Genomic DNA, 13157 nt, shown 5'->3' with positions numbered 1-13157 from the left:
TTAATTGTGCATTGTCAATTATCAATTTGTTTCATTAAAGATAGTCTATAAGCGATGGCTGCAGTACTTTAGCGCTGGTTTGAAGAGAAGCTAAATAAACTGTTTGCATAGTTGCGTATTCCATAGTCTTTTCTGTTATATCTATATCTTCTGTCTCTGATAATATCTCCGTCATATTAAAGTTTGCGTCTGTATTTTTTTCTTTAGCACTGTCCATTCTATTTTGTTTTGCACCAACCTCTGAACGAATCTTAAGTAAATTGCTTATTACATCGTCCATGTTTTTCAAGTCTTCACTTGTTAATTTATCTACAGAATTTTCATCTCCTAAGTGATTTACTATATCAGTAAGTATCTGTCGAAGATCCAAAACCTCTCCATCGCTGTTGGTAAATTCTAATATATCACTAGCTGATACACTATAATCCATGGTAACCCCTTGAGAAATTTGAACCTTTAACTTAGATGCTATCATTTCATATTGAATGTTTCCAATTGGTTTATCATATACTTCATCACTTATATCTGCTACCAATGTAGAATCATCCTCTGGCTTAAGAAGCTTTATTTCATTGGTTTCAAGAGAAGTCAGTTTAATATAAGATTTTGCTCCTTCTTTCACTAATTCTGCCTTCATTTTTCCCTTTAAGTTCTCATTTTCGTTAATACCATTATTAATACTTTTTACTATCTTTTCTTGATCTGTTAATGGTTTAGCTGGCGGCTCTGGATCCTCTATTGTAGAAGTATCTATTGTAACTTCTAAAGGTGTGTCTCCACCATTAACCTGAAACACAAGTTTCTTTCCTTGCCAGTTGTCTATATTTGTATATTGAATCAATGTTTTAGTAGGTAACTCATTCCCATTTTTATTGTAGTATACTAGCTTTGTATTTCCACTTTCAACAATAGTGGTTGGTTTAACTGTTACATTACTAGCTTCATTTGGTATTCCATCAATTATTATATTATCTCCTGTGTTATTTATAAATCTAATAGAATTTTCAGCATAAACAGGCATTGCTTTTACATCTTCTATGCCAGCCCCTTTTAGTTGTTTGTTGATTTCATTAGATAAATCACTTAATGTAAATTTAGACATGTCTATGCCGCTCAAATCTATAGAGCCATCACCAGTGCCAAGTGGCTTATTATCCTTGTCAACAAAGCTTATCTTCTTTTTCCAATCCTCAATTTTATTTACTACTGTCTTGTAATCGTCTTTATAAATAAGCTCTCCTGTTACATCTACAGGCTTAGTCGTTCCTCTTGTGCCGCCAAATATATAGGCTCCATCAAAATTTGTATTTAATATCTGAGCTATTTCTCCTATTTTCTCATTTATTTCATCTTTTATAGCTGCTCTTTCGCTTGAACTATATCCAGCATTTCCAGCAGACACCAAAAGCTCTCTAACTCTTTGAAAAACATCTCCAACTTGACCTAAGGCTGTATCTGTTGTATTTAACCAGTTTATTGTATCTGTTATATTACTGTTATACTGCTTATTAGCATTAATATCTGTATATAACTGCATAGCACGGGCAACTTTGAATGGATCATCAGAAGGTCTTCTGATTTCCTTCCCTGATGTCATCTGCTCCTGCAGCTTTTTCATATTCTCAAGATTTGTCCTCATGTCGGACAGAAAAGTGTTAGATAACATTTTATTTGTAACGCGCACTTTATAACCTCCTCAAATTAATTGACAATGCACAATGGACAATTCCATAAATTTATAGTCCATTTTCAATTATCTTTTAAGTCCGTTTACCACCACATCTAAAAGTTCATCAACTGTTGTTATGATTTTTGCGTTGGCTTGGTAGGCATGTTGATATTGGATTAAGTTTGCCATTTCTTCGTCTAGTGAGACCCCTGAAATAGAATCCCTTCTCTCTTGAAAGCTTGATAGAAGTGTTTCTTGATTTTTTACAACTCTCATTGCCTCTTGCTCTTGAATTCCTAATTTATCTATGGTGTCTTTAAAATAGTTATCTATCTTCATTCCTTTTATGTCGCTTTTTATAGTACTTAATCCCAAATCAATATTAAATTCAAGTTCTTTTATAAAGTCACTTCTGCTAGTTTCATTTCCAATGTTTTGTATCTGCAATAAAGTACCTCTAAGCTGTGCTATGGCTAAAGCTCTATTACCATCCTTCTCCCCATCTATACTGTTTAAGTCTGCAGTAGCAAACTTATCATCGTTTGTTCTAGTCTTTATCTGCATTACATCATCCATAAGCTGCTTGTTAATGGATATGTTTCCTGCAGTTATTTCACTCTCATGATCTAAAGCTGAAGATAGATTATCTATTTCTCCATTATATAATACCCTCTTACCAGCAGCAGTAGTTTCGTAAACAGTAGTTTCCGAATTTACAAAGAAAGGAGTATAGTCCTTATCTACTTTACCGTCACTTCCATCATTAGGAACACCACTGTGAATAGCATTAACAGAAAAAGCTATGGCCTTTGCCAACTTGTTTAACTGTTCTATATAATCGTCCACATCCTTCTGAACAGACATGTACCCTTTTAACTCTCCCCTAAACTTATCATCTTTTAACTCAAAGAGGGCTAGATCCTTTATATCTACAGAAGCTCCATCTTCAATGGCCTCTCCATTTTTGTTGAGAGCTAATCCATCCTCAATATCATTGTTATCATCCTTTTGAGACCATAGTATTCTACATTGATCCAACTGTTTAAACTTATCTACGCTATCAATTCCAGTTACAGTAATAGTTGCTGTCTTATCTTTATCACCATTTTTATAATAAGTAATTGTATAGCTGGATACTCCACTATCATAATTTTCAGGTTCTATACTTTTTATATAAGAAAATCTCCTTACTGCATCGTTTGGATTTTTTCTAACTAATAAGGAATCCTCTCTATCAGTCTGTCCACTTTCATCTGTAGGTCTAAGATTTATTGAATAAAAATCATCTTGTTCTACATTTATATTAAACCTTTCACTTAGTTCATCTAAGAGAAGATCTCTACTATCCAGCAAATCGTTAGGCTCCATTCCAGAAACCTTTACGCTGATTATTTGTTGATTTAATTTATCTATTTTTTCTAAAATAGCATTCATATCAAAGACAGATTGCCCTATAGATTCTTGAGCATTTTTTTTGATCTCAATTAATTGATTATAAGTATGATTTAGCTCATCTGCTAAAGCTGAGGCTTGAGTTACAAGAACTGTTCTTGTATTGGAACTTTCAGGCTGTTTTGATACCTGCTCCCAAGCATCGAAAAACTCACCTATTAAATTAGAAATTCCAGTATCAGATGGCTCGTTAAATACGCCCTCTACCTCACTTAAATATTTATCCCTTGCTTCATATTGTCCTAAGGTACTCTTTTCATTTCTAACTTGAAAATCCATAAAGGTATCTCTTACTCTTTGAATTATTGCTACATCTACCCCAGTTCCAACCTGACCTGGTCCTGATGCAGAATTCATGCTTGGCATACAATAAGGTCTTGTAGTTTCCATTATGGCTCTTTGTCTTGAATATCCTTCTGTATTAGCATTAGCTATATTATGTGATGTTGTATTTATGGCCTGCTGCTGTGAAAACAATCCGCTTTTTCCTATATTAAAAGTTGCAAATAAACCAGACATTTTAACACCCCTTTTTTAGTAACTATTTACTATCTTCTCATTTTTCCATATCCATTGTAGGTCTTTGCTTGGCGATCAGGATTTAGTATTAAGAGCATTCTATTGGTAAAGCTAAGACCTTGTTTTATTAAAAGCTCATTGGTATCCTTTTGAAGTTGTATTTCATTTAATAATCCTCTAATTTTTCTAAAATTATTTTCCAATTCTTTATCGTTCATTTCCTCAATTAATTCACCAAAAGTTTTATTTTCTAATAACCCCTTTGTTATATCTCTCCTTCTAAGTTCCAAACTCGCTACTTGTTGATTACATTTTTGTATCTTCTCCACTATTGCTTCCATATTGAAAACATCGTTTTTTACTATATATAAGTGCTGCTCTTCTAATAGATTAAGCAAAACTCCAAAAACCTTTAATTGAAGCAGCATTAATTCTTTAAGCTGTAACTTAATTTCATTGTTAGTCATAGTGTCACCTCACTTTTTACCGGTTACTATTTTTCATTGCTTCTATCATTTTTTTTGCTACAAGTCTGGCATCTACCTTATAAGTTCCTTTTGAAATTTCATCTCTTATTTTTTCCAGCTTTGCATTAGGCATTGAGATTATACCTTCTTCTGCAAAAGAGCTTAGAGTTTTTCCAAGGCTTGATATTTCCAAAGTATCCTTTTTAGCTATCTCTTTGGTTTTTTCAATCTGTTTTTTATTTATTTCATACATATTTATAACTTTATTCACTGATGCTCTCGTAACCTTCATTTTTCTCTCCTCTATTCCATATTGATCTTAATTTATTATCGACTTGTATTTGTATAAGTTTATAGCAATATTATAAAAAGTCAAGAAGCATGCAAGAATTAATTCATATTTGTGCAAAAAATAAGGGTGCTGAATTAAGCTTTCTTTAATTCAGCACTCTTGTTTCTATCTTAAACTTTCCACTAAACTTCCAAACCTTCTCCTCTTGCGCCTTGGCGCCTCCACTTCTACACTACACTTTATGTGCTTCTCCACTACCCTTGTCTATCCTTTTAAAGATTTAAGTCTTTCTTCATTGCTTACTATATTTACAATCCTAACACCAAAATTCTCGTCAACAACAACAACTTCTCCATAAGCAACCTTTTTGCCATTAACATATATTTCTACTGGTTCCTCAGCAAGCTTATCAAGTTCTATTAAAGATCCTGTACCAAGAGCTAGAACTTCCTTTATGGTCTTTTTGGTTTTACCAAGAACCACTGAAATTTCAAGAGGTACATCCAGTATTAAATCTATATTTTTAGGTGCTGAATTTACAGCTACTTCTTCAAGCGGCTGGAAATTTGCACGCTGAATGTTTACAGGCTGCTGAGGAGTAGTATACTGAGGCTGATAATAGGTTTCTGCTGGCTTAGGCTCCACAATAGATTGTGATGATTCATTTGCAGCTTGATGAGCCATATATTCCTTCTTTTGTGCCTGTGATGGAATTTCATCCTTTTTTAAATCTGTTTTTGGCTCATCTTCTTGTCCCATCATTATAGATACAATTTTTTTAGTAGTTTCCATAGGAAGAATTTGCATAATATTGCTGTCAACTAAATCTCCAATTGTAAGTCTAAATGAAACCTTAACTATCTCCTCATCATCGCCTATGCTTTCTGACAGCGGTATATTAGGAGAACCTGTCCATATTTTAGAAACTGGAGGAGAAATATTTACTTCCCTTGCAAACATAGTTGCCATGGAAGTGGCTGCAGAGCCTATCATTTGATTCATAGCCTCAGAAACAGCACTCTCCTCAATTTCTGTAAGTTCTTGTTTTGGCTCTATCTTTCCGTCTCCACCCATCATTAGGTTGGCAATCACTGCCGCATCTGGAATTTTCATTACTAATAAATTTCCGCCTACAATACCACTTGTGAATTTTACTTCTAGAGCTATATTAGGAATCTCAAAAGTATTTCTTAATTCTTTTAAAGTGGTCACTGTTACTTCTGGTGTGGTTATATTAACTGGATTATTTAATATTGTAGAGAGGGCTGTCGATGCTGAACCCATAGATATATTTCCTATTTCTCCTAGTAAATCTATTTCTACATCCGAGATAGAACAGTGTTTAGCAGATTCTTCTTTTTTAGTTTCTGATATGTTTTCTGAAGCGGAGTCTTCAGAAGATGGATTATCAGATGGATAAGTTTCGCCCCCATTTAGCAGAGCATCTATTTCATCCTGAGAAAGGAATCCATTATCGCTACTCATAGTTTTCCACATCCTTATCAATAATATCTAATATTTGAACACCTCTGTTCTTGCCTATAGTTCCTGGTTTCGCCCACATATATGGCTGATTTCCAACTACCATCTTAACAGGATCTGAAGTTTTACTATCTAGGGTTATTACATCCCCTATAGAAAGACTTAAGAAATCCCCAACTGTAATATTAGTACTTCCAAGTATTGATATAAGAGGTAATTCAATAATATCTATTCTCTTTCTAAGTTTTTGTTTTGATTCCTCTAATATTTCTATATCGCTTTCTCTAAACCAGTATTGAACCACAAGCTTATCTAACACCTTCTCTATGCTCAAGTAAGGTATACAAATATTAATAAATGTATTATTTCCACCCATCTCTGCTGAAAAAGTGATTAATGCAACTGGCTCACTAGGAGCTAGCGTCTGATTTAATGCTGGATTTGTTTCCAAGCCTTCAATTTCTGGTTCAACATCTAGCACATCTTCCCATGCAAGTTTAAGGTTAGATATTAGCCCTTTATTTACTTGCTTTATGATATTCTTATCTATATCAGTGAATTCCCTTAACTTATATTGACCTACACCTGGTCCCCCAAGAAGTACATCTATAATCTGATAAACAAACTGTGGATTTGTTTCAAACAATATAGACCCACTAAGAGGAGGCATTTTGAATATAGTCAATATTGTAGGATTAGGGACTGAATGAATAAATTCCTCATAAGTTATCTGCTGGACAGTCTCTATTTTAATTTTGACATTAGTTCTAACTTGTGCTGTTAAATAATTTGAAATTATCCTAGCAAAATTATCATGAATTAGCTCCAATGTTCTTATATGATCCTTTGAAAACTTCTGAGGACTTCTAAAATCATAGGGTTTAACTTTCTGTTTTTCTTCTTCCTTTTCCAGTTCCTCAGGATTCAATTCACCAGAGTCCAGGGCAGATAAAAGGGCATCTATTTCACCTTGTGTTAAAATGTCTGCCATGTTTGTCCCTCATTTCTATACTAATTTGCAAAAAGCTTATCTATATCTATAAGGGTTACTACTCTATCCTTAAAATTAATAACACCTTTTATATAGGGCTTCTTATAATCCTCAATCTTTTCTATAATGTTCTCCTCTATCTCTAGTACTTCATCTACTTGGTCAACAGTTATTCCAACTTGCTCTTCCTCCATCTTTAATATAATTATATTGCTTTGTCCTTCATCTTGCTTTTTAGGAATATTTAGCAATAGATTTATATCTAAAAGGGAGATAACATTTCCTCTTAAATTTATTAATCCTTTTATATGACTTGGTGCCTTTGGAACCTTTGTTATTTCCATCATATCATTTATTCCTTGAATCTTTGATGTTTCAACAGCGAACTGTTCATCTTCAAGCTTAAATATAACAACTTGCATATTTATTCCCCCTATTAGCCTATAGCTTTTCTAATAGCCTCAAGTACCCTATCTGCTTGGAATGGCTTTACTATAAAATCTCTTGCTCCAGATCTTATAGCATCCATTACCATGGTTTGTTGTCCCATTGCACTGCACATGATTATTTTAGCTGAAGGATCAAAAGCCTTTATAGCCTTTACTGCCTCTATGCCATCCATATCTGGCATTGTTATATCCATTGTAACTACATCTGGCCTTTCCGATTTATATAATTCTACAGCCTTAATACCATTGCTAGCCTCTCCAACTACCTCATACCCATTTTTTTCTAATATATCCTTTATCATCATTCTCATAAAAGCAGCATCATCAACAATTAATACTCTAGCCATGTGTTCATAACCTCCATTAATTTACTCCTAATGTATTTAATATTTTCTCCAATGAACCAGGCATTGGAATATAGTAAAAATGTCCACTAATTTCTTCATCTTTATTCTGCAAAAATCTAGTTTCTAAATCAAGAACTTGATCATCAAATTGCCCTGATTCAATAAAAGTTGTAGATAATATAGCTCCTAACATATCATAAGTAACAGCTGGTACTGAAGGAGTTATTACTAAGTTAGTAAATTTAGCTATAGAATTCATATATGAAGAAGCTATTATATTACCTATTTCACAGAGGACTGAATTGCCCATCTCTGTTTGCTGATCTGATTCTTCTCCAATTAAAGTTTTTATAATTTCATCCGCAGTATCTTTTTCAAGGACAAATAATATATTGCCAGGTGTATCACCAAGAACTCTCACAATGATGCCTATAACAACCCTTTCGGCTCCTTCTCCTGAAAAAACTTCATCAAAAGGTAAAATATTAACTGCAGGCACTGTCATATCAATTTTTTTATTTAACAGCTGAGACATAGCTGTTGCTGCATTACCAGCTCCAATATTTCCTACTTCTTTTAGTGCATCTAACTGCATAGGCGTCATATCTAGGTAACTCATTCAAACTCCTCCTTATATCAGTGCAGCAACGTCCAATATTAAAGTTACAAGTCCATCTCCGTAAATAGTTGCACCTATATATTCTTTTAAATTCTTGAGTGTCTTTCCTAAAGGTTTTATTACTGTTTCGCGTTGTCCTAGCAAGCCATCTACTAGAAGTCCTACGGTCTTTTCTCCTACCTGTACAATCACAATATAATTCTTTGAACTATCTGATTTTTCAAGGCCTAACTTTTCATATACTCTTATTAATGGTATAACATTATCATTATATATTATAACTTCCCTATTGTCAGTTTTCATAACTTTATTTTCATTATAGTCTATAACTCTATCTATATATCCTAAAGATATAGCCATAGTCTCTCCTCCTACCTTAACTAGTAAGGCCTGAATAATTTGTAAAGTTAAAGGAAGTCTTATTATAAATGCTGACCCTTTTCCTTCTTCGCTTATAACATCAACTGTACCTCCAAGAGAACTTATTTTTGTTTTAACTACATCCATGCCAACTCCTCTGCCGGATATATCTGTTACTACTTCGTTGGTACTAAATCCTTGAGCAAAGATTAGATTTTTTATATCACTTTCACTCATACCTTCAGTATTTATTCCCATTTTATGAGCTTTTTCGCGAACCTTGTCTACGTTTATTCCAGCACCATCGTCTTCTACCTTGATGATAGCTTTAGTTCCTTCTTGGTAAGCAATAAGCTTAATAGTTCCTGTAGGATTTTTGCCTTTTGAAATTCTTTCTTCTCGGCTCTCTATACCGTGATCTGCTGCATTTCTTATTAAATGAATTAAAGGTTCTCCTATTTCATCTATAACAGTCCTATCAAGTTCTGTATCTTGTCCCTTAATTATAAAATCGATATCTTTATTTAATTCTACAGATAAATCTCTTACCATTCTTGGAAATCTATTGAATACTGTTTCAAGAGGCAGCATTCTTATCTTCATAACAAGGTCTTGCAAATCAGAAGTAGTTCTCGCTACTTGCTCTAAAGTTTCATTCAATTCTGTAGATCTATAGTTTGTGCTTATTTGCTCTAATCTTGTTCTGTGAATAACAAGTTCTGAAACCATATTCATGAACTTATCTAATCTTTCTAAGTCAACTCTTACAGATTGGTGAACTTTCTTGTGCTTTTTATTGTCTGTATTTTTATCTGCTTCTTTTGGTTTTATACTATTTTTAGGAATTGCATTTTGCGCTTTATCTTGTTTTTGTACAGTGGTTTTCTGTGGCGTATCTTCCACATTATTACTATCTGTATTCTTAGATATCTGTACATCTTTAACTTCCACTTCTGCAACTTCTGAAATATTTACTAAAAGTTCTTTAATATCTGTCTTATCTTTATTAGTTAAATAAAGCAGCTGTATCTCAAAGTCAAAGTTTTCATTTTCTAAATCATCAGCTGAAGGGACACATTTAATAATTTCTCCAAATTCCTCTAGGCTTTTAAATATTAAGAATGCTCTTGCTGATTTTAATAAGGTATTTTCATCTAAAACCACCTTAATTTCATAGGCATTAAATCCCTTATCTGCTGCCTGCTTTATAACATTCACATCATACTCATTTATTTTTGATTCCAATTCGCTTTCGGTTTTTACTTCTTCCTTAGCATTAACTACCTCTTCTTTCTCTTCATTGCCTTGCACAATAGCCTCTAAACTGCTCATTATATCCTCTATAGGAGTAACTTCTTCTAATCCTTCTGATATATTATTTACCATTTGTTCTAAAGTATCAAGGCATTTAAACAAAACTGTTACTACCTGCTGTGTTACATTTAATTTACCTTCTCTAAACTGAGAAAGTACATCTTCCATTTTGTGAGTTAACTCAGCCATTTCGTTAAATCCCATAGTAGCTGCCATTCCTTTTATTGTATGAGCAACTCTAAAAATTTCATTTAATTTATCTATATTATCTGGTTCCTGCTCTAATTGTAATAATGAATCATTTAAAGTCTGAAGATTGTCAATTGACTCTTCAAGAAACATTGATAGGTATTGCGAAGTATCCATTGTTTCCCCTCCTTATAGTTTCTTGTATATAAATGTAGAAGCTTTTTCAAATCCATAATCTTTATAATTATATATGCTCTCAGTAGCACCTACAAATAGCAAACCGCCTTTTTTTAATGAAGAACTGAATTTTTTATAAATTTCGTTTTTAACATCTTGATTGAAATAAATTACTACATTTCTGCATACTATTAAATCAAAGCCTTTCTCATAGTTGTCCAATATTAAATCATGTTTTTTAAATGTAACCATATTTTTTATTTTAGGAGCTATAATAAACTTATCTTCTTTTTTAGTAAAGTATTTTTTTACATATTCAGGTTTTACATTTTTTATTTCTCCAGCTGTAAACTCACCTTTTTTAGCTCTTTCTAGAATACTTGTATCTATATCTGTAGCTAAAATGCTGTGATTTCCTCTTGTTTTCAAATTATCTAATATTATTGCTATGGAGTAGGGTTCTGCCCCTATAGAACATGCCGCGCTCCATATCTTTAAATTCTTTTCTCTTAATATTAGATCATTTTCTATCTTATTTTCTAAATCATTAAAAATTTCTGGATTCCTAAAAAATTCTGTTACATTTATGGTTATAAAATCTAAAAATTTCTGCCTTTGGTTCTCATCTTTTTTCAAGAGAGTTATATATTCTTCTACAGAATTCACACCAACTCTCGACATAAGACTTAATATTCTCCTATGAAGCTGATTAGACTTATATGCGGATAAATCAATATTAAATTCTCTAAATACCCATTTCTTAAAATCTTCTAAATCCATAGACTACCCTCCTAAAGCTCCTTTCGTATTCTTTACTATAGCCTCTGCAATCTCATCAATAGGAAGGACTTCATCCACCTTACCTGTTTCAAAGGCAACTTTTGGCATACCATATATGGTACAAGTAGATTTATCCTCTGATATTGTGATTCCTCCTTTATTTTTTACCTCTATGGTACCTTGAGCTCCATCTTTTCCCATGCCCGTTAAAACTATGCTTAAAAGGTTAGGGCCATAAACTTTAGCTGCAGATATAAATAACTTATCTACTGCTGGTCTAACTCCCCATATAGGAGGTTCTGTTGTTAAGTGAATTTTTTTGTCTAACCCTATTTCCATATGAAAACCACCTGGTGCCACATACACCACATTTTTTTCTATAGATTCTCCTTGAGTTGCTTCAACAACCTTTATCTTGCTATTAGAATTTAATCTTTCTGCAAAAGCTTTAGTAAAACCTACTGGCATGTGCTGAACCACAAAAATTGGAACTTCTAAATTCTCAGGTAATTCAGTTATTACCTTATAAAGAGCCTTAGGACCTCCTGTAGATGCTCCTATGACAACTGCATTTATCTTTTGATTCTTTCTTTCTATTTTATAAGATAAATCTTTTCTTTTAACATGGATTTTAGATTTTAAAATACTTTTATCCTCGTGACTTTTCTTATTATAAGCAAGTCTTATTTTATTTATTAGCTCTTCTCCTACTTTTTCTATATCTAAAGATATAGCTCCTGATGGCTTGGCCACAAAATCGAAGGCTCCATTTTCGAGACAATCCATAGTAAGCGCCGTCCCATTTTTAGATATACTGCTAAGCATAATTACAGGAACAGCATAATTTTTTAATTTCATTTCCTTTAGGGTAGTTATGCCATCCATCTTTGGCATCTCCACATCTAAAGTTATTACATCTGGAAGATACTTACTTAGCTTTAAAAGCAAATCTTCTCCATTCCTTGCTGTGCCTATAACCTCAATATCCTGCTGAGAGTTTAATATATCTGACACAATTTTTCTCATTAAGGCTGAATCATCTACAACTATAACTCTAATTTTTTTCAAGATAATATCACTCCATTATATTTCTCTTATTCCGACTCCTACAGTTTTTATTTGAACGACACCATTTGTTGTATCAAAAATCATAGTTCTTCCTTTATTTCCTCCAATATCTTCACTTATGATTGGTATATTAAGTTCTTTTAAAACCTTTTTTACAGAAATACTATTTCTATTACCAATATCCATAATCATGCTCTTATCTGAGAAATTAAACATAGAAGCTCCTCCTGCAATTTTTGCTTTTAAATATCTTTTTGCAGCTCCTTGTTTTTGCATTCTTTCTAAGAGTATTGGAATTGCAAGGTCAGCAAATTTCATAGGATTAGTAATATTGTTAAACTGAGTGCTGTCAGGAAGCATAATATGAGCAAGACCTCCTATTTTACTGTTTGAATCATATATAGCTATGCCAATGCAAGAACCTAATCCTACAGTTATTAACTTTTTAGGAGAAACTGCAGTATTAAGGTCTGCAATCCCAACTCTTATTTCTTCGTTATTCATATGATACACCTTACTTTAAAATAGATTCTTTTTCTTCTTGAGTTAAGACTGTAGCTAAGTTTAAAAATATTATTATTTTACCATTTAATTTTATAAGTCCTTTTATATAACGCTTTGATATACCTGATACTATTTCTGGAGCTTCTTCTATATTATCTTCCTTTACATCAGAAACTTCTGAAACCACATCTACAATTATTCCTATTTTGCTGTCATCCTGTTTTGCTACAATAATTTTAGCTTCATCCTTGGTTTTATTATATGGAATATTGAACCTTTTTGCTAAACTCATTATAGGAAGTATACTTCCCTCATAATTAATTACACCTTCTATAAAGTCAGGTGAATCTGGAAGCTGAGTTGGAGTTTCATATCCTAGAATTCTTTCTACTTCCATAATATCTGTAGCATAGTATTCATTGTTTATGCTAAATATAAGTACCTTAGCATCTTTATCGTTCATTTTATCTATCCCCCT

14 protein-coding genes are annotated in these 13157 nt (G+C 32.7%); all 14 read right to left on the bottom strand.

Annotated features, from left to right (window positions below):
- Window positions 1-34: 34 nt before the first annotated feature.
- A complete protein-coding gene (flgL, locus tag ACFWTK_RS01365) occupies window positions 35-1684 on the bottom strand; it encodes a flagellar hook-associated protein FlgL (RefSeq protein ID WP_415874364.1) in 1650 nt (549 codons plus the stop codon).
- A gap of 69 nt (window positions 1685-1753) precedes the next feature.
- Window positions 1754-3640: a flagellar hook-associated protein FlgK gene (flgK, locus tag ACFWTK_RS01360; RefSeq protein WP_415874363.1), complete on the bottom strand. Its 1887-nt coding sequence runs from the start codon at window positions 3638-3640 to the stop codon at window positions 1754-1756.
- 29 nt (window positions 3641-3669) lie between these two features.
- Window positions 3670-4107 (bottom strand): flagellar protein FlgN, encoded by a 438-nt coding sequence (locus ACFWTK_RS01355; protein ID WP_415874362.1) that lies wholly within the window; start codon window positions 4105-4107, stop codon window positions 3670-3672.
- A 16-nt stretch (window positions 4108-4123) separates the two neighbouring features.
- Window positions 4124-4399: a flagellar biosynthesis anti-sigma factor FlgM gene (locus tag ACFWTK_RS01350; protein ID WP_415874361.1), complete on the bottom strand. Its 276-nt coding sequence runs from the start codon at window positions 4397-4399 to the stop codon at window positions 4124-4126.
- A 264-nt stretch (window positions 4400-4663) separates the two neighbouring features.
- The gene (gene fliY / locus ACFWTK_RS01345; RefSeq protein ID WP_415874360.1) at window positions 4664-5884 is read right to left on the bottom strand and encodes a flagellar motor switch phosphatase FliY; all 1221 of its coding nucleotides are present in this window, start codon (window positions 5882-5884) and stop codon (window positions 4664-4666) included.
- Window positions 5877-6872: a flagellar motor switch protein FliM gene (gene fliM / locus ACFWTK_RS01340; protein WP_415874359.1), complete on the bottom strand. Its 996-nt coding sequence runs from the start codon at window positions 6870-6872 to the stop codon at window positions 5877-5879. Before fliM ends, fliY begins: the two co-directional genes overlap by 8 nt.
- Window positions 6873-6892: 20 nt before the next feature.
- Window positions 6893-7294 carry a chemotaxis protein CheW gene (locus ACFWTK_RS01335; protein WP_061856981.1) on the bottom strand — a complete coding sequence of 134 codons (402 nt, stop codon included), beginning with the start codon at window positions 7292-7294 and terminating at the stop codon, window positions 6893-6895.
- Window positions 7295-7308: 14 nt separating this feature from the next.
- Complete coding sequence (locus tag ACFWTK_RS01330) at window positions 7309-7668, bottom strand: response regulator (RefSeq protein ID WP_415874358.1); 360 nt, start codon at window positions 7666-7668, stop codon at window positions 7309-7311.
- Between the two features lie 16 nt (window positions 7669-7684).
- A complete protein-coding gene (locus tag ACFWTK_RS01325) occupies window positions 7685-8287 on the bottom strand; it encodes a chemotaxis protein CheC (RefSeq protein ID WP_415874357.1) in 603 nt (200 codons plus the stop codon).
- A gap of 12 nt (window positions 8288-8299) precedes the next feature.
- A complete protein-coding gene (locus ACFWTK_RS01320; RefSeq protein ID WP_415874356.1) occupies window positions 8300-10327 on the bottom strand; it encodes a chemotaxis protein CheW in 2028 nt (675 codons plus the stop codon).
- Between the two features lie 12 nt (window positions 10328-10339).
- Window positions 10340-11107: a CheR family methyltransferase gene (locus ACFWTK_RS01315; protein WP_415874355.1), complete on the bottom strand. Its 768-nt coding sequence runs from the start codon at window positions 11105-11107 to the stop codon at window positions 10340-10342.
- Window positions 11108-11110: 3 nt separating this feature from the next.
- On the bottom strand, window positions 11111-12175 hold the full coding sequence (locus tag ACFWTK_RS01310) for a protein-glutamate methylesterase/protein-glutamine glutaminase (RefSeq protein WP_415874354.1): 1065 nt from the start codon (window positions 12173-12175) through the stop codon (window positions 11111-11113).
- A gap of 15 nt (window positions 12176-12190) precedes the next feature.
- A complete protein-coding gene (locus ACFWTK_RS01305; RefSeq protein ID WP_415874353.1) occupies window positions 12191-12679 on the bottom strand; it encodes a chemotaxis protein CheD in 489 nt (162 codons plus the stop codon).
- A 10-nt stretch (window positions 12680-12689) separates the two neighbouring features.
- A complete protein-coding gene (locus ACFWTK_RS01300; protein WP_415874352.1) occupies window positions 12690-13142 on the bottom strand; it encodes a chemotaxis protein CheW in 453 nt (150 codons plus the stop codon).
- Between the last annotated feature and the right edge of the window lie 15 nt (window positions 13143-13157).

Origin of the sequence: Clostridium sp. (assembly GCF_047777555.1) — a bacterium.
Lineage (GTDB): Bacteria > Bacillota > Clostridia > Clostridiales > Clostridiaceae > Clostridium_H.
This window is presented reverse-complemented; position numbering and strand designations above follow the sequence as displayed.

Excerpts from the sequence above, each read along its gene's own strand:
- ACFWTK_RS01350 (WP_415874361.1), bottom strand. The coding sequence starts at position 4,399 with ATGAAGGTTACGAGAGCATCAGTGAATAAAGTTATAAATATGTATGAA.
- ACFWTK_RS01320 (WP_415874356.1), bottom strand. The coding sequence starts at position 10,327 with ATGGATACTTCGCAATACCTATCAATGTTTCTTGAAGAGTCAATTGAC.
- ACFWTK_RS01325 (WP_415874357.1), bottom strand. The coding sequence starts at position 8,287 with ATGAGTTACCTAGATATGACGCCTATGCAGTTAGATGCACTAAAAGAA.
- ACFWTK_RS01355 (WP_415874362.1), bottom strand. The coding sequence starts at position 4,107 with ATGACTAACAATGAAATTAAGTTACAGCTTAAAGAATTAATGCTGCTT.
- ACFWTK_RS01300 (WP_415874352.1), bottom strand. The coding sequence starts at position 13,142 with ATGAACGATAAAGATGCTAAGGTACTTATATTTAGCATAAACAATGAA.
- ACFWTK_RS01305 (WP_415874353.1), bottom strand. The coding sequence starts at position 12,679 with ATGAATAACGAAGAAATAAGAGTTGGGATTGCAGACCTTAATACTGCA.
- flgK (WP_415874363.1), bottom strand. The coding sequence starts at position 3,640 with ATGTCTGGTTTATTTGCAACTTTTAATATAGGAAAAAGCGGATTGTTT.
- ACFWTK_RS01315 (WP_415874355.1), bottom strand. The coding sequence starts at position 11,107 with ATGGATTTAGAAGATTTTAAGAAATGGGTATTTAGAGAATTTAATATT.
- ACFWTK_RS01335 (WP_061856981.1), bottom strand. The coding sequence starts at position 7,294 with ATGCAAGTTGTTATATTTAAGCTTGAAGATGAACAGTTCGCTGTTGAA.
- fliY (WP_415874360.1), bottom strand. The coding sequence starts at position 5,884 with ATGAGTAGCGATAATGGATTCCTTTCTCAGGATGAAATAGATGCTCTG.
- ACFWTK_RS01330 (WP_415874358.1), bottom strand. The coding sequence starts at position 7,668 with ATGGCTAGAGTATTAATTGTTGATGATGCTGCTTTTATGAGAATGATG.
- fliM (WP_415874359.1), bottom strand. The coding sequence starts at position 6,872 with ATGGCAGACATTTTAACACAAGGTGAAATAGATGCCCTTTTATCTGCC.